Raw genomic sequence first — 26,121 nt, forward strand, 5'->3', positions numbered from 1 at the left:
CACCGCGTCAATCGGCGGCCTGTATCGTTCGAGGTCGCAACCTGATTCACGAGGTTTCCTCGGAGGTCTGCCTTCCGGAACCGGCATAGGTCGGCATCAAAACGATGCTTGCGTTCGACGGCCGACGAATGATCAAATCCTGATCGAAATACCTGCGCTGTTTGGGGGACACATGATGTTCAGGATGACTGCGATCGTCGCGGGAATGGCACTGGCTCTCGCCGCCACCGCGGAGGCCGAGACCCCGGGCAAGGGCGGAACTATCCGCATGACCGCGCCCTACGGCTCGAGCTTCACCAGCCTCGACATTCACACCACGCAGCGTGCCCAAGACGAGATCTACGCCAAGGCCCTGCATCGCTCGCTCTACATCTGGGACTCCGCGGAAGGAAAGCCCGTTCCTGAGCTCGCGAAGGAGGCTATCGTCTCAGGTGGCGGTCTCGTTCAAACGTTCAAGCTCCGCGACGACGCCTATTTCCACAACGGCCGCAAGATGACGGCCGAGGACGTCATCTGGACCTTCAACCGCATCATCGATGGCACCAAGGCCTATCCCGGTGCGCGCTATGTCCGCATCATCGAGGGCGCGGCCGCCGTCGAGAAGGGCCAGGCCAAGGAGATCTCCGGCCTGAAGAAGATCGATGACTTCACCCTCGAGATGAAGCTGACCGAGAAGGTCGATCCAGGCTTCTACTTCTTCACCGCGCTGACCTCGATCTATCCCGCCGACGAGGGCGCCAAGGAAAGCTTCCTCCAGAAGCCGATCGGCCTCGGACCGTTCAAATTCGTCGAGCACGTGCCGGGATCGCGCATCGTGCTGGAGCGATGGGATCGGTTCTACAAGCCCGGCAAGCCCTACGCCGACAAGATCGTGGTGTCGATCATGGCCGAGGCCGCAGCGCGCGACGTTGCCTTCCGCAACAAGGAGATCGACACCTCGGTACTGGGACCTGCGCAATATGTCGCCTACCAGTCCGACGCCAACCTCAAGAGCACCATCGTCGAGGTCGCCGAGGTCTTCACGCGCTACATGGGCATGAATCCCGCCTTCAAGCCGTTCGCCGACAAGCGCGTCCGGCAGGCGATCAACTACGCGATCGATACCGACCTGATCATCAACAAGCTGGTCAAGGGCAAGGCCTATCGTGCCACCAGCTGGCTGCCGCTGACCTCGCCCGCCTACGACAAGGCGATGAAGCCGTACCCCTACGATCCCGCCAAGGCCAAGCAGCTGCTGACCGAGGCCGGCTACGCCTCCGGCTTCGAGTTCGAATGGACCACCAGCCAGAACGAAAGCTGGGGCCTGCCGATCGTCTCGGCCGTGATCCCGATGCTCGACAAGGTCGGTATCAAGGCGAAGGTCAAGCAGGTCGAGACCGCGGTGCTGGCGGAGGTGGTGCGCAGCGGCGACTACCAGGCCTTCATCTACTCCCAGCAGAGCGGCCCGGATGCGCAGGCCGCGCTCAAATGCTTTCATTCGTCGACGCCGCAGCCGGCCTGCAACTACATGAATTACAGGAATGCCGAGTTCGACAAGCTGATCGATGCGGCCGGGCAGGCCGACGATGCCGCAAAGCGCACCGAGCTGCTGCAGAAGGCCAATGCGCTGCTCTACGAGGAGGCGCCGGTCTGGTTCTTCAACTACAACAAGGCGGTGATGGCGGTGCAGCCGTGGCTCAAGGGCGTTCAGCTGAATGCGACGGAGCTGACCCATCAGAACGTCGAGGACCTCTGGGTCGACGAGACCTCGCCCGCGAAGTGATACGCTCTCGCGCTCCCTCCGTCGCGCCAAACGATGGAGGGAGAGGGGAAAAGTTGAGATGCTCTCGTTCCTGCTCCGTCGCCTGCTGCAAACCATTCCGACCGTGCTCGCCGTCGTGCTGCTGGTCTTCGTGCTGTTCAGCGTGGTTCCCGGCAGCATCGTCTCCTCCATGAGCGACGACAGCGATCCGCAGGTCGAGCTGCGCATGAAGAAGCAGCTCGGTCTCGACGATCCCGTCTATGTGCGGTTCGGCGCCTACATCGCCAAGCTCGCAACCGGTGATTTCGGCACCTCGTTCCGGACCCGCGAGCCTGTCACGACCATGATCGCCAAGCGGGCATGGCCGACGCTGCAGCTCATCTTCGCAGCCATGGCGTTCGCCATTGCGATCGGTGTGCCGCTTGGCTTCGTCGCCGCGCTCAGGCCCGGCGGCATCGTCGACACGGCTGCCATGGTCCTGGCGGTGTCGGGCCTTTCGATCGCAAAGTTCTGGCTCGGTCTCGTGCTGATGTATCTGTTCGCGTTGAAGCTCGGCTGGCTGCCGAGTTTCGGCTATGGCGACGGGGGATTGCAATATCTGCTGCTGCCGGCCGTGACGCTCGGCGTCTCGCCGATGGCGCTGTTTGCCCGCACGACGCGCGCCGCGGTCCTCGAGATCATGACCGCGGATTTCGTCCGCACCGCGCGCTCCAAGGGCATGAGCGAGGCGCGGGTCGTGAAGTGGCACGTGATGCGCAACGCGCTCGTCATCATTCTCACCACCGTTGGGCTTCAGTTCGGCGGGCTGATGGGGCAGGCGGTCGTCGTCGAGAAACTGTTTTCCTGGCCGGGCATCGGCTCGCTGCTCGTCGACAGTGTGCTGCAGCGCGACATTCCCGCCGTTCAGGGCTCCATTCTCGTGGTGGTGCTGGCCTTTCTCGCGATCAATCTCTTGATCGACGTGCTCTACGGCGTGATCGATCCGAGGATCAGATACGCATGAAGCTCCGCGCCAATCTCATCATCGGCGGCGTGCTGTTCGCGCTCGCGATCCTGGTCGGCCTGCTCGCACCCTGGCTGGCGCACACCGATCCGGTCCTCGACGCCAATCTGATGAATGCGGAGGAGCCGCCGAGCTGGACCTGGTGGTTCGGCACGGACGACCAGGGCCGCGACATCTATTCCCGCGTGGTGTACGGCGCGCGCGTCTCGCTGACGGTCGGCATCGTCTCGCAGCTCATCAACAGCGTGATCGGCGTCGCCCTCGGCCTGAGCGCCGGCTATTGGGGCGGCTGGTGGGACGATGTCGTCAATGCGCTCACCAATCTCATGCTCGCGATTCCCTCGCTGATCTTCGCGCTCGCCATCATGGCGGTGCTCGGGCCCGGCCTGACCAGCCTCCTGATCGCGCTTGGCCTGACCAACTGGTCCTTCACCTGCCGGATCGCGCGGGCCTCGGCGCTGTCGCTGAGGAGCCAGGGCTATGTGCAGGCGGCGACCGTGCTCGGCTATGGCGATCTGCGCATCATGGTCACGCAGCTACTGCCGAACATGCTGGGACCGATCGTCGTCATCGGCACGCTCGGCATGGGCAGCGCGGTGCTGTCCGAAGCCGCGCTGTCGTTCCTCGGCCTCGGCGTCCGTCCGCCGTTTCCGAGCTGGGGCAGCATGTTGTCGGAGGCGCGCGAGCAGATCACGACGGCGCCGTGGCTCTCGATCTTTCCCGGCCTCGCCATCTTCCTGACCGTGCTGGGCCTGAACCTGCTCGGCGACGGGCTGCGCGATATTCTCGATCCACAATCGCGGAGCCGGCGAGCATGACGGGCGCGCCGCTGATCGAAGTCAGGGATTTGCGCATCGATCTCGACGACGGATCGCGGCGCGTTGCCGCCGCCGAGGGCATTTCATTCCGCATCGATCGCGGCGAGACGTTCGGGCTCGTCGGGGAATCCGGCTGCGGGAAGAGCATCACGGCGCTCGCCCTGATCGGCCTGCTGCGGCCGCCGCTGTCGATCGGCGGCGGAGTCATCCGGTTTGAGGGGCGGGAAATCCAGCACCTTTCGGCGGCCAGGCAGCGTGAGCTGCGCGGCAACCGCATCGCCATGATCTTCCAGGAACCGATGACGGCGCTGAACCCGGTCTCGCCAGTGGGGCGGCAGATTGCCGAGATGTTCGTGCTGCACAAGGGCAAGAGCTGGCGGGAGGCCAACCGGCTGGCGATCGAGGCGCTCGCGAGCGTCCGCGTCCCGGCGCCGGAGCGGCGCGCGAATGATTACCCGCACCAGCTCTCCGGCGGCATGCGCCAGCGCGTGATGATCGCCATTGCGCTCGCCTGTGGTCCGGATCTCCTGATCGCCGACGAGCCGACTACTGCGCTCGACGTGACGGTGCAGGCCGAGATCATCGAGCTGATGCGCAATTTGTGCGCAGAGCGGGGAACGGCGATCCTGATGATCAGCCACGATCTCGGCCTCGTCGCCAATGTCTGCCGCCGCGTCGCCGTCATGTATGCCGGCCGCATCGTCGAGGAGCGCGGCTCGGCCGATATCTTCCGGACCCCATCGCATCCCTATACGCAAGGCCTGGTCGCTTCGCTGCCGCGGCTGGGCAGCCGCGCTGCGCTTGGCCGCACCAGGCTCAAGGAGATCGCGGGCGTCGTTCCCGCCATCACGAGCTTCCCCGACGGCTGCCGCTTCAATCCGCGCTGCGCGCAGGCGACCGAGATCTGCCGCACGGTCGTGCCGGAGACGGATCTGCTGGAGGCTGGCGGGCTGGTGAGGTGTCATCACCATGCATGAACCGCAAAACGTGTCGGCTGAGGCCAAGGTGGATGACGATCTCATCCTCAGCGTCGAGGATCTTGCGGTTCATTTTCCGCTCGGGGGTAGCCTGCTGGGCCGTGGCCGGCGGGTGCTCCGCGCTGTCGACGGCGTTGATCTCTCGCTAAAGCGGGGCGAATGCCTCGGCCTCGTCGGCGAGTCCGGCTCAGGCAAGTCGACGGTCGCCTTGTCGATCCTGGGCCTTCTGACACCGACGCGCGGCCGCATCGTGCTGGACGGGCAGGTCGTGACAGCCAGGCAATCCGGCGATCGCAAGGCGCTGGCCCGCATCGTGCAAATCGTATTTCAGGATCCCTACGCTTCGCTCAATCCGCGCCAGACCGTCCGCCGCACGCTGGAAGATCCCCTGCGCGTGCATGGCGTGACCGCCAAAAGCGAGATCGAGGACCGCGTCGCGGCCATGCTGCGGCATGTGGGCCTGCGGCCGGAGCAGGCCGACCGCTACCCGCACGAGTTCTCCGGCGGCCAGCGCCAGCGCATCGGCATCGCGCGCGCCTTGATCCTCAATCCCAAGATCGTCATTTGCGACGAGCCGGTATCGGCACTCGACGTCTCGATCCGCGCCCAGATCATCAACCTGCTCCTGGAATTGAAGGACACGCTCGGCCTTTCCTACATCATGATCAGCCACGATCTCGGCGTCGTCGAGCACATGAGCGACCGCGTCGCCGTGATGTATCTCGGCCGCATCGTCGAGAATGGCAATTGGCGCGAGATCTTCGAGCGCCCCGCGCACCCCTATACGCAGGCCCTGATATCAGCGATCCCCGATCCCTTGCGCCATGCGCCGCTGGCGACGACCGGCGGCGATCTTCCCAACCCCCTCAATCCGCCAAACGGCTGCGCCTTCAGCCCGCGCTGCCGTTATGCGGAAGCGGTGTGCCGCAGCGAGCCTGGGCCGGTGCTGGAGACGCGGGCGGATGGGCATGCGGTGAGGTGCTGGCGAAGCGAGGAGATTGCGGGGCGGGTGGCCCTAACCTCCACCGAAGGCGCTCATTCATAAAATGCAAACAACGGCACTGCGCGGCCTCGGCGGGCGGCTCAAAGCAGACATTTTGTGCTCAGGCAGCGGATGCCGGCTCATGACCGTGAGCGGTCATCGAGCTCTTTTCGATTTGCGGCGAAGGCTCAGTTTCGGACCGTCTTAAGTTTTTCGGGCGTACGGCCTGGAAACTGCATTCGGAATTGTGAGGGAGATATCCCCGCATGATGATGAAAAAATTTTACGAAGTTCGTCGCCTCGCCGAATCCCACGGTCTCCGCGATCGACTCGATGGGGCACGAGGTGTACGCAATGAGTCGCTTCGCCTCGAGGATGACGCGCTCCTCGATTATCATCTTGGGCGGAACACCGCGAACCGCAAGGCACGCACGACGCAACGCCTTGGATGAACAGCCTAGCCTATCGGCATAATCCTCGACACGGCGCGTCCGCATAAAGCGGGCTTCGACGTCAGTCAGAAAGTGCCGGACCATCCGATGGTAGCTCGAAATAAATGAGGCTTCGTGCCGTTCCGAGCAGCGAGCGACTTGCAGGAGTAGAACGTGAAGCTGGTGCTGCAGGATTTTTGCGCAGATCGTCGAGCCATCGCTACGTTTATACTCGTCAATTATCGTCGCAAACCCGGCGTAAACGCGCTCGTACGAATCCGAATCGAGGTTGATCACTCCACTCGGCGCCGCATGCTCGAGCGCCGAGCCGGGGACCAGCGGATGGTTCGCCGCCTCATCCGGCAGAACAAACTCGGGCGTGAAGAGAAGCACCGTCGCCTCCGCCTCGGCACCGGGCACGAACTGCTGCACCTGGCCAGGGCGAACATGGAGAAGCGTCCGCGCCGTGCATCGCACACGCTCGAAGTCGAGGAAATGCCTGGTGGTCCCCGACGAGAACAGCATCAAAAGATGAAAAGCAGGACGCTGCGGATGGTCGAAATGATCCGGCGGGACGCGCCTGAACAGATCAGACAAGGCGAGCGGCTCGATTCCCAAAAATGGGAAGCGACGATTGAAGTAGCTAATCCCTTCAATGGGCGGGAACCCGACCTCACGCCGCATTCGCGCTGTCCGATTTTGATCATCGGATGGTAGCAAAGTGACCTAGCCGTCCGCAATAGGACGCGGCACGCTCTCGCGATGGACAAGTGAGGCTTTTGCCATGTCGAACAAGCTGATCCGAACGATCGCCGCAACATTCGGTTTTATCATGCTCGCGATCCTAGGTGCGGCCGCGCCACGCGCCGAAACGGGTGCGGAGAGTGCGGCCATCGCAGCCGCCAATCACGTATTCGATCGGGCGTTATCTGCGCGCGATATTGCCGCGATGGAAACGATTTGGGCGCACGAGCCATATGTGATCGCGGTTCATCCCGCGAGCAAAGCACCGATTGTCGGCTGGGCCGCCGTGAGGAAGAGTTGGGAAGCGACGTTTGACCGTTTCGCCGATATCTCAGTATCGATGCAGGACCCGCAGATTCGCATCAATGAAAACACTGCCTGGGTCGTTGGTCTCGAGGAGGTTCGAGGCAAACTGAAAAACGGCGAGACCGCAGTGTTCGCGGCCTTCACCACGAACATTTTCGAGAGGACCGGGGGCCGCTGGCTAATGGTGCTGCACACGACCTCACGCGCTCCACAATAGTCCCTACGCGCATCCGTTTCGGAGTCAGATCGCCGGGAATGGTGCAGGCTAAAAGTGGGCAAACCTACGACTGCTCCTGGCCCGTGGCTGACCCCCGCTCTTGGCCTCGCACCGTCCGCTTTCGAGGGCTGAGCGGAAAGCCATCGTGGAGACGCGGACTGCAGCCTTTGACCCGTAGCAGACGTCTTAGGAGCCAGATTTTAGATTTCTGACCGTAACGGTCTCGCCGATCTCGAAGCTCATCAGGTCTTCGCCGACAACAAGCGGTCCGGCATAAGTCTCGCGGGTTGCCGCGATCAGATCGTCAACGCTCGGCGCCGTCACGGAGTCACTGGCGAGCATAACCAGATGCGTGAATACGGCGAGTTTAGGCCGCGTCTTCGCGAACACGCGTCCAGCTTCCTGTGGCGAGGTATGATGATTGACGATGCGCTGGATGTCGGCCTGACCGAGAAGCTTCGGCGGCGCCATTGCGACCTCATGAACCAGCAAGTCAGCACCCTCGCCGTAACGGAGCACGTTTGCGTTGTAGCGAGTATCGCCGGAGACAACGGCTATGCGGCCGCGATATTCGATACGATAGCCATAGGCCGGTTTGATGGCGTCGCCATGGTCGACCGTGAAGGCCATAACGCGCAGATCGCCGGCCTGATAGACGAGGCCATCCTCCGCAAACTCGTTCACCGTGATCGCGACATGCTCGCGCGCCAGCTTCTCATCCTCGACGCGGATCTCGATGTCGTGGACGTAGGCCGCTTCAAGGTGGTGCATCAGTTTGGCCGTGCCAACCGGGCCGATCACGTTGAATGGGCGCCGGCGGTTGCCGAAATATGAGCTCAGCCAGCCCGTCAGCCAGAGGTCAGGAATGCCGACCGTGTGATCGGAATGAAAATGCGTGAGCAACAGCGCATCGACCCGACCGATGGGAACGCCGAGCTGAAACAAGCGCATAGCGGCGCCGCGGCCGGCATCGATCAGGATGGTATGCTCGCCCGCTTCGATTAGCGTGCTCGGGCCAAAACGATCAGGACGGGGGATTGGTGTCCCCGTCCCGAGGAGCGTCACGCAAAAATCTGATGTCACTGTTACTGGACCTTGATGCCGGCGTCGGCGACGACCTTGTGCCAGTGCGAAACCTGATCGCCGACCAGCCGGCCGAATTGCTCGGGCGTGCCGCCCGCTGGCTCGGCGCCGATCTTAGCAAGCGCCTCGCGCACTGACGGCTTCTCCAGCGCCTTGTTGATGGCAGCGTTGAGCCGCGCGACCGTCTCCTTCGGCGTGCCATGCTTGACTGCAAAGCCGGTCCAGTCCTCGACCACCAGCGTAGGATAGCCGGCTTCGACGATGGTCGGCACATCAGGAAGAAGCGGCACACGCTTCGGTCCGGTCACCGCAAGCGCCCGCAGCTTACCGGTCTTGATCAGGTCGACGACCGGCAACATGGTGATGAACATGAAGGCGTTGGTGCCGTTAAGCAGGTCACCGATCGCCTGCGGGAATTGCGCGTAAGGAACGTGCTGGGCACGCGTGCCGGTCTGCTGCTTAAATTGCTCGCCGATCAGGTGCGCGGGCGTGCCGAAGCCGCCGGACGAGAATGTCAGCTTATCGGGCTGGCTCGCCAGCAGAGACACCAACTCTGCCACGGTCTTGGCCGGCACCGACGGGTTCACCACCAGAATGTTGTAGGAAACCGTTGCTTTGATGACGGGGTCGAAATCCTTGTCCAGGTCGAACGAGATGTTCGGCACCAGCGATGGCGCCGCGACCGACGGCACCGACATGGCATAGAGGCTGTTGCCGTCTGCCGGCTGGGTGAGGACGTCGGTGGCTGCGATGGTGGTGACGCCGCCCGGCCGATTCTCGACAATCACGCGCCAGCCTTCCGACTCCGTCAATTCCTTGGAGACGATGCGGCTGATGATGTCGGGCGGCGTGCTGGCCGAGAACGGTGCCACGAAACGAACCGTCCCGGTCGGAAAGGATGTCTGTGCGGATACTTGCGGGCTTGAGGCGAGCAGGGCCAGCGTCGCGAGCGATAATGAGGTGGTGCGGTGAAACAGGCGGGATCTCATGGAAGTCTCCATCAACGATGAAAATCTCGATTCCAAGTCGCAACCTGCAGGCACCCTACCTTTGAGCGTGACGGCGCGTTTTGCCAGAACAATCGACGTGCATTCCGCATTGTGAAGCGCTACATTCCACATTGTGAAACGAGGCGAGCAAGCGATGGCGGGCCCGAAAGTCATCAAGAGCCTGGAGCGGGGCCTTCTCGTTATGCAGGCCCTGCAAATGCAGCCAGACTCTTCATTGCAGGAGCTTTATGTTTTCACCGGCATCTCCAAGCCAAGCCTGCTCCGTATCCTCCACACGCTGGCCCGGTCCGGCTTGGTCACGCGACGGCTTGCCGACGGCCGCTATCGCATCGGCGCGACGCTTTCGCATGCGCCTTCGCGTCGAGAACATCGCGACCGCATCGCGGAAGCCGCGGCTCCGATCCTGGAGCGACTGTGCGAGCGGGTTTCCTGGCCCTCCGACCTGATGGTGCCGGCGGGTGACCACATGGAAATTCGCGAGACGACACGGGCGCGGAGCCCGATCTTGTTGCAGCAGGAGCGCATCGGGTTGCCGGTCAACTGGCTGCATTCGGCGGTCGGCCGCGCCTATCTCGCGTATTGTCCTGTGAAGGAGCGACAGCGAATTGTCGATCTGTTGCGCAGCTCCAGCAAGCCTGAGGATCGGTTGGCGCGAGACCCGGCGCGCTTAAGCAGTATCCTCGCCGAGGTTCGTTCGCGCGGCTATGGCACCCGCGACGCCACGCATACCGGAGGTTACTATGGTGGCCCCCCGCATGCGGATGGTCTGTTCTCGATCGCGGTTCCTCTGCGCGATGGGCAGCGGGTCCTCGGAGCAATCAACATGCTCTGGCTTAAGACCGCCTTTTCCATCGAGACCTTTGCGGCCCGGCATCTCGACGAGCTTCAGGACGCGGCGAAGGAAATTGTCAATTCAGTCCGAAGTCGGAGAAGACGCTGATGTCGGCCTGTGCTGCGGTGCTCGAGTCCGGATGTGGCCTGTTGCAGACCTCCTCTCTTGTCCACGCATGGTGCGCTTCCGAGGGTACAGCGGACCGGATGTGCTCACGTTGAGCTCTTCGCATTTTGGCCCTTAGCTGAACCGGGCTGAGGCATTTGCAATGTCGGCTAAGGGAGGCAGAGCGGTGCGAAATCCATCGCCTCGCGGGCGGAGCGAGTACCAAGCAATCGTTGATGCGGGCTGATTGAGAGAATCAAGTTTGATGGGTTTCACAAGAGCTCAACCCATCCTACGGCTGCCTGCTCGAACTTCATGCAGTCTCTATCGAATGCCCTAGTTGGAACGAGGCCTCTCGTTGTCCGTTGATGCGTTGTCGCGACGGATGCTTTTTCGAGGTCCGGCGGAGCCACCTTATCAGCGAGGAGATTGGCCATGGCAAGTGCGGCAGACCGCGATCCCCGACACCATACGCACAAGATGCAGAAGGCTCTCCAGGATATCAGGAACCATCTGCGCGAAGACATCGAGAAGGTCGACGAACCGCAGTTGAAGGCGATGTTCGAGACCTCAGCCGAGGTTCTGGGTGGGCTCGAGAAGGCCTTCAGGGACTACGAGCAGAAGAACGAAAAGGCCTGGCGCTGATCGACTTCGCCGCCACCACCCGCGCGGTTCCATCCATTCCGCCCGCCTCAATCGGTGGAAGTCATGACCTGCCGAACCAAGTCGAGAAACGTCGCGGAGTGAATTCCCTGCTGGCGTTCATTCAATTCAACGAGCTGAACGGCAACCAGACGCTTCTCCGGCACGATCGCGATCAACTGTCCTCCGTAGATTGGCACCGAGGGACTTCCATTCAACGCGGGGCTCGGCACTTGCCCCACCCCGAACAGAACAGCAGGATGGCGAGGAGGGCTGAATACCGCATGACGATGGCTTGCTCGGGGATTTTGCAGATGTTTGAAGAGAGGCGAAGGAGACGACCGCGGGTCGTATCATGCAGGCAATGGCCGCAGCTTGAACTCAGCGCTGCGCCGAACCCGTTCGCTGCCATGATGCCATCATGCTCCTGTTTTGCCCGACGTGTCAAATCCAATTTCGGAAACATCGCAATTTGCTGCGCGCCAAATTCCCCAATGATTTGTACTGTGCATGGGGTTGTTTTCGCACTTTTGTCTGGCGGCCGTCTACTCCGCCGCTTTTTCCCGCAAGCGCTGCGCATAGACGTTGATGACCAGCGCTGCCAGGAGGATCAAGCCGCGGATCAGGATCTTCAGGAAGCTGTCGATGTTGACGTGGTCGAGGCCGTTGTTGAGGACGCCCAGCACGAACAGGCCGACGATGGTGTTGCCGATGCCGCCGCGGCCGCCGAACAGGCTGGTGCCGCCGACGACCACCGCGGCAATGGAGTCGAGCAGGTACGTGTCGAACTCGTTCTGCTGCGCGCTGCCGAAATGGGCGACGCCGAGCATGCCGCCGATCCCCGAGCAGACCGCCGAGATCACCATGACGGCGCCTAAGATGAGCTTGACGTTGAGGCCGGCAAATTCGGCCGCCTCGCGGTTTCCGCCGACCATGTAGACGTAGCGGCCGAAGCGCGTGTAGGTCAGCACGAGGTGGCCGCCGAGCAGCATGATGGCGGCGACGATGACGATCCAGGGGATGCCGCCGATCGATCCCGAGCCGAGCGTCGTGATCAGGCTGGGCACCTTGTAGGCGATCTGGCCGCGCACCAGCAGCGCGGAGATGCCTGCCGCGATCTGCATCATCGCCAAGGTCATGATGAAGGAGGGGATGCCGATCACGGTCAGCCCCAGCGCATTGACGAGGCCGAGCAGGGCGCAGAGCAGGATCGAGAGCAGAATGGCGACCGCGCCGGGCAGGGGGATGTTGGCGATGTTGACGTAGGATTCCTGCAGCGTGAAGTAGGCGACCGCGATGCCGGTGACGTTGGCGATGCTGGCGATCGAGAGATCGATCTCGGCGCAGAGGATCACGAAGGTGAGGCCGACGGCGATGATGCCCGTCACCGACACCTGCGTCAGGATGTTGCCGAGATTGTCCAGCGTGGCGAAGGAGGGACTGGCGAAGGCGAAAAAGGCGGAGAGGAAGATCAGGGTGAGGAACGGCGCGATGTTGCGCATCTGCGAGCGCAGGAACGGCGCAACGCTCCGCGCCCGCTGCTTTGCCGCCAAAGCCGTCTCACTGCTCATGTGCTTCTCCGTCACGCCGCTTCCAGCAGGCGGTCCTTGCTGACCGGCTCGTTCCTGAATTCCCGCACCACCGCGCCGCGCTTGAGCACGAGGATGCGGTCGGCCAGCGACAGCACCGTTTCCGGCTCGGTCGACAGCACGATGATCGCGAGCCCTTTTTCGCGGAGGTCGCGGACGATGTTGATGACGTCGTTCTTGGCGCCGACATCCATGCCGCGGGTCGGCTCGCAGAGGACGAGCAGCTTTGGCGGATAGGTCAGCCATTTGGCCAGCGCAACCTTCTGCTGGTTGCCGCCGGAGAGCATGCCGAGGTCGAGGCCGACCACCGGCGGCCTGATCTGCAGCTGCTCGACCTGGCGCTGGGCGATGTCGCGCTCCTGCGCCGGCTTGAGCAGCAGGGCGGAGATGCGATCCAATATGCTGATCGAGATATTCTTGTAGACCGGCTCCTGGTGAAACAGCATGTCGCGCCGGCTCTCCGGCACCAGCGCCACACCAGCGCGCCGCGCCGCCGCCGTGCTGGCAAAGGTCCTTGGCGTGCCGTCGACGAAAAGCGTGCCGCCATCGGGCTTCAGCTTGCCGAACAGGATGCGCGACAATTCTTGTTGCCCGCAGCCCATGAAGCCATAGATGCCGAGCACCTCGCCGGCGCGCGCCTCGAAGGAGATGTCCTTCAGGCTGCGGGCGAGCGAGAGCCGGTCGACCTTCAGCACCACCGGGCTGTCGCTCGGCTGCGGCAGCATCAGATCGTCGGTGTAGCTGTGCTCGAGCGCTTCGCCGCCGCGGCCGATCATGGCCTCGATCAGGGCCCCCTTGCTGGTCGCTGTGCTCGCCGTCTCGGCGACCTTCCGCCCGTTGCGGAACACGGTGACCGTGTCGGAGACGCGAAGGATGTCCTCGATGAAATGCGAGATGAAGACGATGCTGGTGCCTTCCTCGCGCAGGCGCCTGAGCGTTGCGAACAGGCGCTCGACCTCGGGTGGGGAGAGGGCGGAGGTCGGCTCGTCCAGGATGACGATGCGGGCGCCGGAGAACAGCACGCGGGCAATCTCGATCAGCTGCTGGAGCCCGATCGGCAGATCGCCGAGCCTCGACATCGGATCGACGTCGATGCCGAAACGGGCGAGCTGCTCGCCGGCCTCGCGCGCCATGCGCCGCCATTGCACGAGGCCAAGGGCATTGGTCGGCTGGTTGCCGAGGAACACGTTCTCGGCGACCGTGAGGTCGGGCGCGACGGAGAGTTCCTGATGCACCATGGCGATGCCGGCCGCGTGCGCATCGCGGGCCGAGCGGAAATGCGACTCCGCGCCGTCGATCAGGAAGCGGCCGGAGAATTCGGTGTGCACGCCGGCGATGATCTTCATCAGCGTGCTTTTCCCCGCGCCATTCTCGCCGACGAGACCGTGGATCTCGCCCAGGTACAGCGCAAAGTCGACACCACGAAGCGCTTCGACGCCGCCGAAGCTCTTCGTGATGCCCTGCAGTTCCAGAATGGGCGAACGACCCGCTGACATGGAATCTCAGATCAGGAAATGATCCTGCATCCACTGCATCCCCGCGGCATTGGCCTTGGTAACGACAGGCCCGTCGGTGACGACGTTCTTGGGAATGCCCTGGCCGCTCTTCTCGCCGCCGACCACGGCGGAGACGCCCGCGATGATGGCGCCGCCATGGATGCGACAGGACGGATTGCGGACGGTCGCGAACATGCGGCCTTCGCTGACGGCCTGGATCGCCGGCGGCATCGCATCGACGCCGCCGATCAGGATGTTGGTGCGGTTGCGGGCCTTCATGATGTTGGCGGCGGCGAGCGCCATGTCATCGTTGTGGAAGAATGCCGCGTCGATCTGGGGATACTTGGTGAGGTAGGTTTCCCAGAGCCGCGCGGTCTTGGAGACGTCCCAGTCGGCCGGCTGGGTATCGAGCACCTCGATGTTCGGGAACTGCTTCACGACAGAGTTGAAGCCTTTGGCGCGGCCCTGCGCCCCGGTGTGACCGAGCGCGCCTTGGGTCATGATGATCTTGCCCTTGCCGCCCATGGCGTTGCACAGCGCCTGCGTCACCGAGGCGCCCATGAACTCGTTGTCGGGGGCGAGGAAGGAGTGGACGTTAATTTGATCGAGGGGAGCAATAAGCGTGTCCATGTCGATCACGGGCGTGCCGGCGTCGATCATCTTCTGCACGGGCTGGGTGAGGGTGCCGATGCCGAAGGCCTGGATCGCGACGAAATCCCATTTCTGCGAGGCCATGTTGTCGATCGCGGCGCGCTGCTTCACCGCGTCGAGCTGGCCGTCGAACCAGGTGACCTCGACATTGAACAGCTTGCCCCAGAATTCCGCGGCCTGCTTGCCCTGCGCGCACCAGGTGGCCTGGAGGCCTGCATTGGAGAACGCCGCCTTCAGCGGCTTCTCGCTGCGTCCGACCTCGGCTGCCAATGCGGGGTTTATGCCCATGCTGCCGAGAAGTGCAGCTCCGGCGCCGGCGGTCGCTGCCGCCTGAAGAAGATCGCGCCTCGTCGTCGAGAAATCTTTCGTCCCGGACATCGCTCGCTCCCATATCTCTTATCGTCGGCGCGTCATTGCCTGCGCGACCGATGTCCGAAAGTCTCTCACAAGAGTTGGTGCCACTCAATCAGCAATCGGCCGCGGGATCGCAGGCTGCTCACGTTGGTGCAGCGCAAAGCGTCAGGCGGGCACGGTGGCGAATGCGTCGATATCTGGGAGCAACTGGTCCCACGCCTGCGCCATCTGTGCCGACCATTCGTCACCAAGCAGATCGCGCAGCGTATCCCTGATCACGGCGAAGAACGCGATGAACAGATCGCGCGGCGTGCCGTAAGCATCGTGCGAGGCAACCTCGCAGGCGATCAGCCGGAAATGCCCGCGGCGTTCACCCGCAAAGTCGAGGATCGCCTCGATCGTCAGCGCAAGCATCGATCCCATCACCAACTCGCTGCCCTGCACGCGGAACATCGTCCGCGTTTCCGGATGCTGTTCGAACAGACGTTGATAGACGAGCGGCGTGAGATCGGCGCAGCGCGATGCCGGGTCTCAAAGCTCTGTTCGATCGAATCCGGGGAAGCGCTCATCGGCTTTGAGGCGACGCAGACAAAAAAAGAGCGGGGCCTGGCCCCGCTCAAAAATTGTGTCGACCCTATTATCCCCGATCTTGAGATTTGATCTTGATTGACGGGGCGACGCTGCGTTTTGCGCGCCAGGGGCTCCTCCCGAGACTTGGACCACCAGACTTCGACCTCGCGGTCAGGCCTGAGCAAGAGGAATGCTAGATCAACTTTTCTCACTTGTCATCATTTTCGGCAACGAATGTTCAAAATTCGAGCAATGGACGAAATGATCGGGCTGCTTACCTCGTAAACATATGACAAATATAAGAAATCTGTGGACAGGGCAGGGTTTGGCCGCTGCCTCAAATGCCGGGCGTCCGGTCCCGTTGGGGCGGTCCGATCACAGTTTTCGGGATATTTGCGCTGGACCAAGATGGCGGTGGAACTGACCTCGACTCGCGGGGCGGCGCGGTGTTTAGTTGGCGCACGAACGAATGGTTCGGTGGATGCGCGCCCGGCTGCAAAAATTCCTACCCCTCGTCCTGCTCGCCCTGGCGATGCAGGTGCTGGCACCGATCGCCGCGTGCTGGTCGGCGGGGCAGGCCATGGCCGATCCGTTGCATGCCGCCGTCATCTGCCACAGCGCGGGCGAGCAGGGCAGTGATCTGAACGATCGGACCGGCACGCCGACCGCGCATGGTGCGGCCTGCGCGCTGTGTTGCTTGGCGCAGGCGGGCGCCTCGCTGGATTCGCCGCCGCAGCTCGCTGTCTCCATTCCCCTCCGCCGCGCCGAGCGCGTCTCTTGGCATAGCGCCGAGGTCACCGTCGTCGCAGCCCACAAGGGCTCGAACGCCCAGGCGCGCGCGCCTCCTCATCTTTCCTGACGACCCCTCGTAGTCGCCGCGTTCCGTCTGCTGGCGATTGATGTTGTCGATTGGCCGGAGCGAAAGCCGGCGTCAGGAATGCCCCATGTCAGTTCGTCATGCTCGTCGCGGCGTGAGCATCGTTGCCATTCAGGCCGCACTGCTTACGTCCTCGAGCGGAGCCTTCGCGCAAAGCCGCAACACTGAACTTCCCGCTGTGACTGTCGAGGCGCCGCAGGCGGCTCGCGCCAAGCCCGTCAGCCGGGCCTCGAAGCCGCGAGCCGTGTCCGCGAACCGCGCGCCGAAACCCATTGCGCAGAGCGCAAGCGTCGGCGCGCCGACCCAGAACAGGACCGTGACTGCCAGCGCAGCGCGCGACAGCCTCAATCAAGCGCCATCCGGCCAGACCGCGACGACCATCGATCGCAGCCAGTTCGATAATCGTCCCGCATTCTCGGTCAGCGACGTCCTGCGGGACAGCCCGGGCATCTCAATCAAGCAGGGCAACGGACCGCGCGATTTCGGCATCTCGATTCGTGGATCCAACGCGAGGAACGGCTTCGCCATCCGCAATCTCGTGATCTTCGACGACGGCTTTCCGGTCACGCAGCCGGACGGCCTGTCGCGGAGCGACCTGATCGACCCCCACGCCTATGGTGCGATCGACGTCGTCCGTGGTCCCTCGTCGGCGCTCTACGGCAACTACGCAACCGGCGGCGCACTCAATTTTCGGACGCGGCCGGGCGGCACGATCGACGGGATCGAATATGGTGTCGAGGGCGGCAGCTACGGCTATCTCAACAATTACCTTGCTGCAGGCAAGAAGATCGGGAATTTCGAGGGCTCGCTCTTCGCGAGCGACACGCGCGGCGACGGCTATATCGGCAACAGCTGGTTCAACACGCAGACCGTCAACTTCCTCGGCAGGCTCAAGGCGACGCCGGACGATCGCTTCACTGTCAAGATCATCAACAACGACCTCAGCGCGCGGCTGCCGATCCGGCAGTCGCTGAACCAGTATTACCAAAATCCTTTCCAGCAGGGCTGTGCGACCGGTGTCTCGGCCGCGGCGGGATGCGGCACGGTCACGCTCTTCAACAACGGCTTTAATACGGCGGCCGGCACGGACAAGGAAACGGCAGTGCAGGCCGGGCTTGGCCGCAATGATCGCCGCACTATCGTCGGTGGTCGCTGGGAGCACGATTTCGACAACAACACGACCTGGCGCAATCAGTTCGTGTTTGACGATAGGAACATCAACCAGCCGACCGGCGCGACCAGCGCCATCGGAGATTTTCCCTCGTACAATCTTATGAGCGACGTCACCAGGCGAGGCGAGATCGTCGGCCTGGAATCCACCACGTTCTTCGGCGCCTTCTACAATACGCTGACGGCGTCGAGCGATACGCGGAATGTAATGCCGGGAGGCAATCCAACGCTCGGCAGATTGTCGAGCAATCTCTACAGCGAGACCACCAACTATGGTGTTCGCGCCAGGGAAGAGATCAAGCTCACTGCGGCACTGACCGCAGTCGCGGGCATCGGTTGGGAGACGACCCTCCTGAAGGGTATCAACACGGCATACGCATATGCCGGTCCCACTGGCGTTACCACCACAACCCTCACGACGGCGGATCGGCAGTTTCAGAATGCCGCGCCGGAGTTGGCGCTCCTCTACAATCTCAACAACGAGTGGCTGTTCCGCGGACGGGTCGCCACGGGATACGGCACTCCGCAGGTCTCGAATCTGTTCGTCCTTCCGACGGGTTTGTCGGGCAACAATACCCAGCTTCAAACCCAAAAAAATCTTGGCTACGACCTCGGTTTCGATTGGACCCCGAATAGCGCGCTCAAGCTCAGCGCGACTGGCTTCTACGAGTTCTTTCGCAACGAGATCGTCAGTCAGGCAACTCCGATCAACGGCATAACCTACATGTTCAACGCACCGCGATCCGAGCATCGCGGCGTCGAGCTTGCGGCCGACTGGAAGTTCTATCCGGGCTGGCGGTTCATGGCGGCATACACCTATCTCGACGAAATCTACACCGAGTATGTCGAGAACATTACCAATGGCACGCTGTTCAGCTTCAACCGGGCCGGCAACAAGATCCCCGGCATCTCGCCGAACGAACTGACGGCCAGGGTCGGTTACGACGAGTTCGCGGGGCCTTTGGCTGGACTTGGAGGCTTCGTCGAGGTCCAGTGGAAGGACTCCTTCTACATGGACAATGCAAATCTATTGAAAGCGCCGGGCTATGAGCTGGTCAATCTGAACGTTCACTACAAGACCAATCTCGTGTCCGACACGTTCAAATCGCTGAACCTGTTCCTCGAAGTCAGGAACGTGTTCGACCGTATCTACGTTGCGTCAGCCAACAACATCGCCAACACCGTGACCACGGCGGGCCTTCAAAACCCTGCGAGCGTGCTCGCGAACACGACCGGATCGATCTACGCAGGCTCGCCGCGCACGTTCGTTGCGGGTATGAAGGTGGCGTTCAGATGATCCGGGCTCACGAAGGGAATAGGGCCATGATCCGAAGTGGCTTGCTTGCGATCGTCACTCTTGTGTTCCTGCATGGTTTAGCGCTCGCGCAGATGCACCGTCAGCATGCATCGGAGGCGGCCTGCGAGGAGCCGATGTTGCGCTGTGCGACCAAGGTGACGCCCGCATTCGCTCCGGACGGAACGCTGTGGCTGGTCTGGATGGCGGGCGGGCAGGTCTCGGTTGCGAGCTCGCGGGATGAGGGGCGGAGCTTCTCGGCTCCCGTCCAGGTCACGACAAAGCGGCTGAATCTCGACTGGGGCCCGGACGCGCGGCCGAAGATCGTGGTCGATCGCAAGGGCGGCATCGCACTCGCGTTCTCGATCTTCAGGGATGAGGCCTTCAACGGCCAAGTGCTCTACACGCGCTCGGCCGATGGCGGGAAGAGCTTTGTCGAGCCGAGGCCCATCACCGCCGGCAACGAGAGCCAGCGTTTTGAGGCGCTCGCGCTCGATCAGGATGGAACAGTCTTTGCGGCGTGGCTGGACAAGCGCAATCGCGTTCTCGCGAAGGAAGCAGGACAGAAGTACGAAGGGGCGGGGCTGTTCTTTGCCTCGTCCAGCGACGGCGCCACCACCTTCGCGGAGGCTCGATTAGCGCGCGAAGGCACCTGTGAATGCTGCCGCTTGGGGCTGACCTTTGCGGCGCCCGGGCGACCGGCCGTGATCTTCAGGAACATCTTTGACGGCGGCGTGCGGGATCACGCGGTCATGACCTTCACAGACGGCGCGACTCCAGGTGAAATCCGCCGGGTCAGCAACGACGATTGGCAGATCAATGCCTGCCCACATCACGGGCCGAGCCTCACGGTTGCGCCGAACGGGACCTATCATGTCGCCTGGTACACGAACGGCAAGGCGCGGAAGGGATTGTTCTATGCGTATTCGCGCGACGAAGGCCGCACGTTCTCCGCGCCCATGGCGCTGGGGGAGCCTGGCCGCAATCCGACTCGTCCCTACGTGCTCGCAGGCCCTGCCGGAACGGTGATGGTCTGGAAGGAGTTCGATGGCGACAAGACCTCGATCCAAATGAGGATCTCCCGAGATGACGGAAAAAGCTGGTCGCCGCCGAAGACAATATGGAGCACGACAGACACCTCCGACCACCCCTTGCTGGTGTCCAATGGCCGACAGGTCTACCTGTCATGGATGACCAAGGCGGATGGGTATCTGCTCACAGCGATCGAGGATCAACGATGACATATCGATTTGCCGGCATTCTGGGCCTGGGGATCCTGATCGCGTCGGCGGCTGCGCTCGTGGCGGCGCCGGCCCTCAAACCGTTCGAACGTGGTACGTGGCAGAGCGTGCTGAAGGGTCATGCCGGCCGCCCGACACTGGTGCATTTCTGGGGCGTGACCTGCGGGCCCTGCAAGGTCGAGCTGCCGGAGCTCGGGCGGTTTGCAAAGGATCATCCCGGCATCGAGGTGGTCACGATCAGTGCTGATCTCGTGCCGAATCTGCCGGCGGCGACGCAGTCGATGCTCGACAAAGCGGGGTTGTCGTCGGCCGAGAATTTCATCTTCAGCGACGGCTTCGTCGAGCGCTTGCGGTTCGAGATTGATCCCGCCTGGCAGGGCGATATCCCTCGGACATTGCTGATCTCGCGGGACGGAACCATCACGACGATCGAGGGCTCGGCCGAGATGGCCGATCTCGAAAAATGGTCGAGCCAACAGCTCGGCACACACTGAGATTCAATCTGCAAACGGGAAGACCAATATGAAGACGATGTTGAAAGATGTGATGCTCGCGACCTTTGCGCTCGCTCTTTGCGCGGCACCTGCGGTGGCCGAGGACGTCAAGGCCGGCGATCTCGTCATCTCGCAGGCCTGGAGCCGGGCGACGCCGGGCGGCGCCAAGGTTGCCGGCGGCTATCTCACCATCGAGAACAAGGGGACGGCGGCCGACAGGCTCGTCAGCGTCTCCGCCGACATCGCCGGCAAAGCCGAGGTCCATGAGATGGCGATGGACAACGGCGTGATGAAGATGCGTCCGCTCGACAAGGGGCTCGTCATCGAGGCGGGCAAGAGCGTGAAGCTCGCGCCCGGCGGCTATCATTTGATGCTCCAGGAGCTGAAGGGGCCGTTCAAGCAGGGCGACAAGGTGCCCCTGACGCTGGAGTTCGAGAAGGCCGGCAAGGTCGCGGTTTCGCTCGACGTGCAGGGCGTCGGCGCGCAAGCGCCCGGCGATGCTGGCCATTCCGGCCATGAAATGAAGAAAATGCCGGATCATTCGGGAATGAAGATGTGATGAAGCCGATCATGATCCTCGGGAGACGGCACATGTCGAAGCATCGCTGGGTCATCGTTCTGGGGACGCTTGCGGCGACGCCGGCTGGCGCGCACGTCTTCCTCGAAACCAAGCAGGCCACGGTCGGCACGTCCTATAAGGCCGTGTTCGCCGTGCCGCATGGCTGCGCCGGCTCACCCACGGTGAAGATCCGCGTGCAGATCCCGGAAGGGGTGATCGCGGTGAAGCCGATGCCGAAGGCGGGCTGGAGTGTCGATGTCGTCGAGGGCAAATATGCCAGCGAGTACGACTACCACGGCAGCAAGCTCTCCTCCGGCGTTAAGGAGGTGGCGTGGTCCGGCGGCAGGCTGCCGGACAAGCACTATGACGAGTTCGTCATGCAAACGGTCCTGACCGAGATGCTGAAGCCGAACACGACGCTGTATTTCCCGGTCGTCCAGGAATGCGAGACCGGCGTCAGCCGCTGGATCGAAATCCCGACCGAAGGAGCAGGGCCTTCGCACGAGGGCAAGTCGCCGGCGCCTGGCGTGAAGCTGCTGCCAAAGCCCTGATGCGGCTCATCGCCGCGCTCGCGACGCTGCTTCTGGTCGTCGGCCTCGCGACCGGCGCGTCGGCGCATGCGGCGCTTGTCTCGGTCGAGCCCGCGAGCGGCAGCATGCTCGCGAGCGCGCCGAAAGCGGTGGAGCTGCGCTTCAACGAGGCGGTGACGCCGGGCGCGATCCGGCTGATCGATGGCGTGGGCAGGGCGCGGGACGATGCGCGCGTCAGTGCATCGGGCGAGACCATCTCGGTCGCGATGCCGCCGGACCTGCCGCAGGGAACGGCCGTGGTCAGTTACCGGGTGATCTCACAGGACGGTCACCCGGTCTCGGGATCGGTGATCTTTTCGATCGGTACGCCGACGGCGACAAAACCTCCGGCGAGGGCGGATGGCGGGCTGAACGCGCTGATCTGGCTTGCGCGGGTCGGCCTCTATCTCGGACTGTTTGTCGGCGTTGGCGGCGTGTTTTTTGCGCGCTGCATCGCCTGGTCTATGATCGGCATGACCGTTCCGCACGTCGCGCTCGCCATCGGTCTTGCGAGCGCGATTACGTCCCTCGGCGCGTTGGGCCTCGATCTGCTCGGCCTGCCGCTGGCGGCGCTTGCGACGGCTGCTCCCTGGAAAGCCGCATTCGCGACCAGCGCCGGCCCCTCGCTTCTCGTCGCCCTCGCGGCGATATTGCTCGCCCGGATAGCGCTGTGGAGCGCATGGTACGCGCGTGCTGTCGCGATCGTTGCGCTCATCGGCGTCGGTCTGTCGCTCGCCACGACCGGGCACGCTGCAACGGCCCCGCCGGAGGCGTTGACGCGTCCGGCGATCTTTCTCCACAGCCTCGGCGTTACCGTCTGGATCGGTGCTCTCGCGCCGCTCGTTGCGCTGATGTCGAAGCCGACGACTGCGTCGCTGCCCGTCGTGAACCGCTTCTCCCGCCTCGCTGCGCTGGCGGTCGGCGTGCTGGCCTCGACCGGCCTCGCGCTCGCGATCGTTCAGCTCGAAAAGCCGGCAGCGCTCGTGGAGACCCGCTACGGGCTCATCCTGTCGATCAAGCTTGTACTGGTCACGGGATTGCTCGCGCTCGCCGCGTTCAATCGATTGCGGCTGACGCCGGCGCTGGCCCGGGACGAGACATTCACGCCTGCGCTCAAGCGCTCGATCCTGCTCGAATGCACCATCGCGCTCGCCATCTTCGCCGTTGTGGCCGGCTGGCGGTTCACGCCGCCACCGCGGACGATCGTTCCGGAAACGCCCTTGGCGATCCACATCCACACCGACAAGGCGATGTTCCAGGTGCTGGTCTCGCCGGGCAAGGCCGGCATCGACGATTTCGTGCTTCAGCTCATGACGGGCGAGGCGACGCCGCTTACGGCCAAGGAGGCGAGGCTGACGCTGAGCCTGCCCGAGCGCGGCATCGAGCCGATGGGACGCAATGCCGAACTCGGACCGGACGGCTATTGGCACGTGCGCAAGGTCGATCTGCCCTTTGCCGGCCGCTGGCATGTGCGGATCGATGCATTGGTGACCGATTTCGAGAAGATCACGCTCGAGGACGATCTCGATGTGGCGCCACCCTAGGCGATAAGGTTCAAGTCGAACCTGAAGGCAACGGAAAAATGACAGGAATCTCGCCGCGTTAGCGGCTTTTCCTCATTCCCGGTCTTGTGTTTTCGCTCCCAATCCGCTTTCACTGCAAGCCTTCACTGATTCCTCGAGTATTGCCATGCGGTTGTCACGATTCTTTCTGCCCATTCTGAAGGAAAATCCGAAAGAGGCGGAGATCGTCTCGCATCGGCTGATGCTCCGCGCCGGCATGATCCGGCAGGAAGCGGCCGGCATCTATGCCTGGCTGCCGCTTGGCTTCCGCGTCTTGAAGAAGATCGAGCAGATCGTGCGCGAGGAGCAGGACCGCTCGGGCGCGCTGGAACTGCTGATGCCGACGCTCCAGCTCGCCGATCTCTGGCGTGAGAGCGGCCGCTATGACGCCTATGGTCCTGAGATGCTGCGCATCGCCGACCGCCACAAGCGTGAGCTCCTGTACGGGCCGACCAACGAGGAAATGATCACCGAGATCTTTCGCGCGTATGTGAAGTCCTACAAGAACCTGCCGCTCAATCTCTATCATATTCAATGGAAATTCCGCGACGAGCAGCGTCCGCGCTTCGGCGTGATGCGCGGCCGCGAGTTCCTGATGAAGGATGCCTATTCGTTCGACCTGAATGAAGCGGCAGCCCGCGTCGCCTATAACAAGATGTTCGTCGCGTACTTGCGCACCTTCGCGCGGATGGGGCTGAAGGCGATACCGATGCGCGCCGAGACCGGCCCGATCGGCGGCGATCTCAGTCACGAGTTCATCGTGCTTGCGGAGACCGGCGAATCCGGGGTGTTCATCAATCGCGACGTGCTGGATCTGCCGGTGCCAGGCGAGGACGTCGACTATGACAGCGACCTGACGCCGATCATCAAGCAGTGGACCTCGCTCTATGCGGCGACCGAGGATGTCCACGACGGCGCGCGGTTCGAGAGGGAAGTGCCGGCCGAGAAGCGGGTGAACACCCGCGGCATCGAGGTCGGTCAGATCTTCTATTTCGGCACGAAGTATTCCGAGCCGATGAAGGCGATGGTGGCCGGCCCCGACGGCGTCGACGTGCCGATCCATGGCGGCTCCTATGGCGTCGGCGTCTCGCGCCTGCTTGGTGCCATCATCGAGGCCTGCCATGACGACGCCGGCATCAAATGGCCGGAAGCTGTGGCGCCGTTCCGCGTGGCGATCCTCAATCTCAAGCAGGGCGATGCCGCCGTCGATGCGGCCTGCGAGAAGCTCTATGCGGAGCTCACCGCCAAAGGCGTCGACGTGCTCTACGACGACACCGACCAGCGCGCCGGCGCTAAGTTCGCCGCCGCCGACCTGATCGGCATCCCCTGGCAGATCATGATCGGGCCGAAGGGCCTCGCCGACGGCAGGGTCGAGATCAAGAAGCGCAGCGACGGCGCCCGCGAGACGATGTCGCCTGCGGACGCGGTCGCCCGCCTGGTCGGCTGAATATTGTTCATCGCCCGAGATCGCGGCCGCCAATCCGGCCACAATTGACCCCGAATCATGGGATTATCGAGCGATGGACGAGACCATGACCGAAACCGTTCAAACCGCGCCTTTCGCGCCATTCGAGTGGATGCTGTCGGCGCGCTATTTGCGGGCGCGCCGCAAGGAGGGATTCATCTCGGTCATTGCCGGGTTCTCCTTCCTCGGAATCATGCTTGGCGTGGCGACGCTGATCATCGTCATGGCCGTGATGAACGGCTTCCGCAAGGAACTGCTTGACAAGATACTCGGCCTCAACGGCCACATCCTGGTGCAGCCGCTGGAATCGCCGCTCACCGACTGGAAGGACGTCGCCGATCGCATCAGCCAGGTCCAGGGTATCCGGCTCGCCGCGCCCGTGGTCGACGGCCAGGCGCTGGCGTCATCGCCGTGGAACGCCTCGGGCGTGCTGGTACGCGGCATCCGCTCCGACGACCTCAACAATCTCACCTCGATCGCCAAGAACATCAAGCAGGGCTCGCTCGAGGGCTTTGACGAAGGGCAGGGCGTTGCGATCGGACGCCGGCTCGCCGACCAGCTGTCGCTGCACGCCGGCGACAGCGTGACGCTGGTGGCTCCAAAGGGCGCGATCACGCCGATGGGCACGACGCCGCGCATCAAGCCGTACAAGATCGTCGCCGTGTTCGAGATCGGCATGTCCGAATACGATCTCGGCTTCGTGTTCATGCCGCTGGCGGAAGCGCAGGCCTATTTCAACCGCAGCAGCGACGTCACCTCGATCGAGGTGTTCACCACCAACCCCGACAAGATCGACGCCTTCCGCACGGCGGTGACGGAGGCCGCGGGCCGCCCGGTGTTCCTGGTCGACTGGCGGCAACGCAACTCGACTTTCTTCAATGCGCTCCAGGTCGAGCGCAACGTGATGTTCCTGATCCTGACCATGATCGTGCTGGTCGCAGCGCTCAACATCGTGTCCGGCCTGATCATGCTGGTGAAGGACAAGGGCAGCGACATCGCGATCCTGCGCACGATGGGGGCCTCGCAAGGCTCCATCATGCGCATCTTCCTGATCACCGGCGCCTCGATCGGCGTGGTCGGCACGCTGGTCGGCTTCTTCGTCGGCCTCGTGATCTGCCTCAACATCGAATCGATCAGGCAATTCCTGTCCTGGTTGACCTCGACCGAGCTGTTCTCGCCGGAGCTCTACTTCCTGTCGAAGCTGCCCGCCGAGATCGACATCGGCGAGACAACGGCGGTGGTCATCATGGCGCTGACTCTGTCGTTCCTGGCGACGCTCTACCCGTCCTGGCGTGCCGCGCGCCTCGATCCCGTCGAAGCGCTCCGGTACGAGTGAGGG

The 26,121-nt window shown here is 63.1% G+C and carries 24 protein-coding genes and 1 pseudogene; 17 read left to right on the top strand and 8 right to left on the bottom strand.

The window, feature by feature from the left end:
• Positions 1-172: 172 nt before the first annotated feature.
• The 5 genes from ACVWY3_RS09490 to ACVWY3_RS09510 are packed head-to-tail and all read left to right on the top strand — an operon-like array spanning position 173 to position 5,584.
• Complete coding sequence (locus tag ACVWY3_RS09490) at positions 173-1,762, top strand: ABC transporter substrate-binding protein (protein ID WP_456838202.1); 1,590 nt, start codon at positions 173-175, stop codon at positions 1,760-1,762.
• Positions 1,763-1,820: 58 nt separating this feature from the next.
• Positions 1,821-2,744, top strand: coding sequence for an ABC transporter permease (locus ACVWY3_RS09495; RefSeq protein ID WP_456838203.1), 924 nt, complete (start codon positions 1,821-1,823; stop codon positions 2,742-2,744).
• Positions 2,741-3,562 (top strand): ABC transporter permease, encoded by an 822-nt coding sequence (locus ACVWY3_RS09500; RefSeq protein ID WP_456838204.1) that lies wholly within the window; start codon positions 2,741-2,743, stop codon positions 3,560-3,562. The genes ACVWY3_RS09495 and ACVWY3_RS09500 overlap by 4 nt, the downstream gene beginning before the upstream one ends.
• On the top strand, positions 3,559-4,539 hold the full coding sequence (locus ACVWY3_RS09505) for an ABC transporter ATP-binding protein (protein ID WP_456838205.1): 981 nt from the start codon (positions 3,559-3,561) through the stop codon (positions 4,537-4,539). The genes ACVWY3_RS09500 and ACVWY3_RS09505 overlap by 4 nt, the downstream gene beginning before the upstream one ends.
• Positions 4,532-5,584 carry an ABC transporter ATP-binding protein gene (locus ACVWY3_RS09510; RefSeq protein WP_456838206.1) on the top strand — a complete coding sequence of 351 codons (1,053 nt, stop codon included), beginning with the start codon at positions 4,532-4,534 and terminating at the stop codon, positions 5,582-5,584. The genes ACVWY3_RS09505 and ACVWY3_RS09510 overlap by 8 nt, the downstream gene beginning before the upstream one ends.
• Positions 5,585-5,709: 125 nt before the next feature.
• Here the strand turns inward: ACVWY3_RS09510 and ACVWY3_RS09515 are convergent, their stop codons facing one another.
• Positions 5,710-6,636: a helix-turn-helix domain-containing protein gene (locus ACVWY3_RS09515; RefSeq protein ID WP_456838207.1), complete on the bottom strand. Its 927-nt coding sequence runs from the start codon at positions 6,634-6,636 to the stop codon at positions 5,710-5,712.
• A 100-nt stretch (positions 6,637-6,736) separates the two neighbouring features.
• Here ACVWY3_RS09515 and ACVWY3_RS09520 point away from each other — a divergent pair, with 100 nt between their 5' ends.
• Positions 6,737-7,219 carry a YybH family protein gene (locus ACVWY3_RS09520; RefSeq protein ID WP_456838208.1) on the top strand — a complete coding sequence of 161 codons (483 nt, stop codon included), beginning with the start codon at positions 6,737-6,739 and terminating at the stop codon, positions 7,217-7,219.
• Between the two features lie 186 nt (positions 7,220-7,405).
• On the opposite strand, the gene ACVWY3_RS09525 is transcribed toward ACVWY3_RS09520, so the two are convergent.
• Positions 7,406-8,284, bottom strand: a complete 879-nt coding sequence (locus ACVWY3_RS09525) for an MBL fold metallo-hydrolase (RefSeq protein ID WP_456838209.1) — start codon at positions 8,282-8,284, stop codon at positions 7,406-7,408.
• A gap of 20 nt (positions 8,285-8,304) precedes the next feature.
• A complete protein-coding gene (locus tag ACVWY3_RS09530; protein ID WP_456838210.1) occupies positions 8,305-9,291 on the bottom strand; it encodes a Bug family tripartite tricarboxylate transporter substrate binding protein in 987 nt (328 codons plus the stop codon).
• A gap of 154 nt (positions 9,292-9,445) precedes the next feature.
• Between ACVWY3_RS09530 and ACVWY3_RS09535 the strand changes: the two genes are divergently transcribed.
• Together ACVWY3_RS09535 and ACVWY3_RS09540 are read left to right on the top strand one after the other, a co-directional pair.
• Positions 9,446-10,252: an IclR family transcriptional regulator domain-containing protein gene (locus ACVWY3_RS09535; RefSeq protein ID WP_456838211.1), complete on the top strand. Its 807-nt coding sequence runs from the start codon at positions 9,446-9,448 to the stop codon at positions 10,250-10,252.
• A gap of 432 nt (positions 10,253-10,684) precedes the next feature.
• Entirely contained in the window at positions 10,685-10,894 is a 210-nt protein-coding gene (locus ACVWY3_RS09540) for a hypothetical protein (protein ID WP_456838212.1), read from the top strand.
• A 47-nt stretch (positions 10,895-10,941) separates the two neighbouring features.
• Here ACVWY3_RS09540 and ACVWY3_RS09545 read toward each other — a convergent pair whose 3' ends face one another.
• From ACVWY3_RS09545 to ACVWY3_RS09565, 5 genes and pseudogenes are all read right to left on the bottom strand, one after another.
• Complete coding sequence (locus ACVWY3_RS09545) at positions 10,942-11,070, bottom strand: hypothetical protein (RefSeq protein WP_456838213.1); 129 nt, start codon at positions 11,068-11,070, stop codon at positions 10,942-10,944.
• A 366-nt stretch (positions 11,071-11,436) separates the two neighbouring features.
• A complete protein-coding gene (locus ACVWY3_RS09550) occupies positions 11,437-12,462 on the bottom strand; it encodes an ABC transporter permease (RefSeq protein WP_456838214.1) in 1,026 nt (341 codons plus the stop codon).
• Between the two features lie 11 nt (positions 12,463-12,473).
• A complete protein-coding gene (locus ACVWY3_RS09555) occupies positions 12,474-13,976 on the bottom strand; it encodes a sugar ABC transporter ATP-binding protein (protein WP_456838215.1) in 1,503 nt (500 codons plus the stop codon).
• 6 nt (positions 13,977-13,982) lie between these two features.
• Positions 13,983-15,005, bottom strand: a complete 1,023-nt coding sequence (locus tag ACVWY3_RS09560) for a sugar ABC transporter substrate-binding protein (RefSeq protein WP_456838216.1) — start codon at positions 15,003-15,005, stop codon at positions 13,983-13,985.
• A gap of 141 nt (positions 15,006-15,146) precedes the next feature.
• Positions 15,147-15,550, bottom strand: a pseudogene (locus tag ACVWY3_RS09565) (globin).
• Positions 15,551-16,032: 482 nt separating this feature from the next.
• On the opposite strand from ACVWY3_RS09565, the gene ACVWY3_RS09570 reads away from it, so the two are divergent.
• From ACVWY3_RS09570 to ACVWY3_RS09610, 9 genes are all read left to right on the top strand, one after another.
• Complete coding sequence (locus tag ACVWY3_RS09570; protein WP_456838217.1) at positions 16,033-16,410, top strand: DUF2946 domain-containing protein; 378 nt, start codon at positions 16,033-16,035, stop codon at positions 16,408-16,410.
• An 85-nt stretch (positions 16,411-16,495) separates the two neighbouring features.
• Positions 16,496-18,895, top strand: a complete 2,400-nt coding sequence (locus ACVWY3_RS09575; RefSeq protein WP_456838218.1) for a TonB-dependent receptor family protein — start codon at positions 16,496-16,498, stop codon at positions 18,893-18,895.
• Positions 18,896-18,921: 26 nt separating this feature from the next.
• On the top strand, positions 18,922-20,133 hold the full coding sequence (locus ACVWY3_RS09580; RefSeq protein WP_456838219.1) for a sialidase family protein: 1,212 nt from the start codon (positions 18,922-18,924) through the stop codon (positions 20,131-20,133).
• Complete coding sequence (locus ACVWY3_RS09585) at positions 20,130-20,627, top strand: TlpA family protein disulfide reductase (RefSeq protein WP_456838220.1); 498 nt, start codon at positions 20,130-20,132, stop codon at positions 20,625-20,627. The genes ACVWY3_RS09580 and ACVWY3_RS09585 overlap by 4 nt, the downstream gene beginning before the upstream one ends.
• A gap of 28 nt (positions 20,628-20,655) precedes the next feature.
• The gene (locus ACVWY3_RS09590; protein ID WP_456838221.1) at positions 20,656-21,186 is read left to right on the top strand and encodes a copper chaperone PCu(A)C; all 531 of its coding nucleotides are present in this window, start codon (positions 20,656-20,658) and stop codon (positions 21,184-21,186) included.
• 32 nt (positions 21,187-21,218) lie between these two features.
• The gene (locus ACVWY3_RS09595; RefSeq protein WP_456838222.1) at positions 21,219-21,737 is read left to right on the top strand and encodes a YcnI family copper-binding membrane protein; all 519 of its coding nucleotides are present in this window, start codon (positions 21,219-21,221) and stop codon (positions 21,735-21,737) included.
• Positions 21,737-23,299 carry a copper resistance CopC/CopD family protein gene (locus tag ACVWY3_RS09600; RefSeq protein WP_456838223.1) on the top strand — a complete coding sequence of 521 codons (1,563 nt, stop codon included), beginning with the start codon at positions 21,737-21,739 and terminating at the stop codon, positions 23,297-23,299. The genes ACVWY3_RS09595 and ACVWY3_RS09600 overlap by 1 nt, the downstream gene beginning before the upstream one ends.
• 145 nt (positions 23,300-23,444) lie before the next feature.
• Positions 23,445-24,764, top strand: coding sequence for a proline--tRNA ligase (gene proS, locus ACVWY3_RS09605; protein WP_456838224.1), 1,320 nt, complete (start codon positions 23,445-23,447; stop codon positions 24,762-24,764).
• A gap of 73 nt (positions 24,765-24,837) precedes the next feature.
• Positions 24,838-26,118: a lipoprotein-releasing ABC transporter permease subunit gene (locus ACVWY3_RS09610; protein WP_456838225.1), complete on the top strand. Its 1,281-nt coding sequence runs from the start codon at positions 24,838-24,840 to the stop codon at positions 26,116-26,118.
• Positions 26,119-26,121: the final 3 nt, after the last annotated feature.

It is taken from the genome of Bradyrhizobium sp. USDA 4486, from assembly GCF_054057995.1.

What these genes read in the sequence shown, in the direction of transcription:
- ACVWY3_RS09490 (WP_456838202.1), top strand. Translation starts at nt 173, where the DNA reads ATGATGTTCAGGATGACTGCGATCGTCGCGGGAATGGCACTGGCTCTC.
- ACVWY3_RS09495 (WP_456838203.1), top strand. Translation starts at nt 1,821, where the DNA reads ATGCTCTCGTTCCTGCTCCGTCGCCTGCTGCAAACCATTCCGACCGTG.
- ACVWY3_RS09500 (WP_456838204.1), top strand. Translation starts at nt 2,741, where the DNA reads ATGAAGCTCCGCGCCAATCTCATCATCGGCGGCGTGCTGTTCGCGCTC.
- ACVWY3_RS09505 (WP_456838205.1), top strand. Translation starts at nt 3,559, where the DNA reads ATGACGGGCGCGCCGCTGATCGAAGTCAGGGATTTGCGCATCGATCTC.
- ACVWY3_RS09510 (WP_456838206.1), top strand. Translation starts at nt 4,532, where the DNA reads ATGCATGAACCGCAAAACGTGTCGGCTGAGGCCAAGGTGGATGACGAT.
- ACVWY3_RS09515 (WP_456838207.1), bottom strand. Translation starts at nt 6,636, where the DNA reads ATGCGGCGTGAGGTCGGGTTCCCGCCCATTGAAGGGATTAGCTACTTC.
- ACVWY3_RS09520 (WP_456838208.1), top strand. Translation starts at nt 6,737, where the DNA reads ATGTCGAACAAGCTGATCCGAACGATCGCCGCAACATTCGGTTTTATC.
- ACVWY3_RS09530 (WP_456838210.1), bottom strand. Translation starts at nt 9,291, where the DNA reads ATGAGATCCCGCCTGTTTCACCGCACCACCTCATTATCGCTCGCGACG.
- ACVWY3_RS09535 (WP_456838211.1), top strand. Translation starts at nt 9,446, where the DNA reads ATGGCGGGCCCGAAAGTCATCAAGAGCCTGGAGCGGGGCCTTCTCGTT.
- ACVWY3_RS09540 (WP_456838212.1), top strand. Translation starts at nt 10,685, where the DNA reads ATGGCAAGTGCGGCAGACCGCGATCCCCGACACCATACGCACAAGATG.
- ACVWY3_RS09550 (WP_456838214.1), bottom strand. Translation starts at nt 12,462, where the DNA reads ATGAGCAGTGAGACGGCTTTGGCGGCAAAGCAGCGGGCGCGGAGCGTT.
- ACVWY3_RS09555 (WP_456838215.1), bottom strand. Translation starts at nt 13,976, where the DNA reads ATGTCAGCGGGTCGTTCGCCCATTCTGGAACTGCAGGGCATCACGAAG.
- ACVWY3_RS09560 (WP_456838216.1), bottom strand. Translation starts at nt 15,005, where the DNA reads ATGTCCGGGACGAAAGATTTCTCGACGACGAGGCGCGATCTTCTTCAG.
- ACVWY3_RS09570 (WP_456838217.1), top strand. Translation starts at nt 16,033, where the DNA reads ATGCGCGCCCGGCTGCAAAAATTCCTACCCCTCGTCCTGCTCGCCCTG.
- ACVWY3_RS09575 (WP_456838218.1), top strand. Translation starts at nt 16,496, where the DNA reads ATGTCAGTTCGTCATGCTCGTCGCGGCGTGAGCATCGTTGCCATTCAG.
- ACVWY3_RS09580 (WP_456838219.1), top strand. Translation starts at nt 18,922, where the DNA reads ATGATCCGAAGTGGCTTGCTTGCGATCGTCACTCTTGTGTTCCTGCAT.
- ACVWY3_RS09585 (WP_456838220.1), top strand. Translation starts at nt 20,130, where the DNA reads ATGACATATCGATTTGCCGGCATTCTGGGCCTGGGGATCCTGATCGCG.
- ACVWY3_RS09590 (WP_456838221.1), top strand. Translation starts at nt 20,656, where the DNA reads ATGAAGACGATGTTGAAAGATGTGATGCTCGCGACCTTTGCGCTCGCT.
- ACVWY3_RS09595 (WP_456838222.1), top strand. Translation starts at nt 21,219, where the DNA reads ATGTCGAAGCATCGCTGGGTCATCGTTCTGGGGACGCTTGCGGCGACG.
- ACVWY3_RS09600 (WP_456838223.1), top strand. Translation starts at nt 21,737, where the DNA reads ATGCGGCTCATCGCCGCGCTCGCGACGCTGCTTCTGGTCGTCGGCCTC.
- proS (WP_456838224.1), top strand. Translation starts at nt 23,445, where the DNA reads ATGCGGTTGTCACGATTCTTTCTGCCCATTCTGAAGGAAAATCCGAAA.
- ACVWY3_RS09610 (WP_456838225.1), top strand. Translation starts at nt 24,838, where the DNA reads ATGGACGAGACCATGACCGAAACCGTTCAAACCGCGCCTTTCGCGCCA.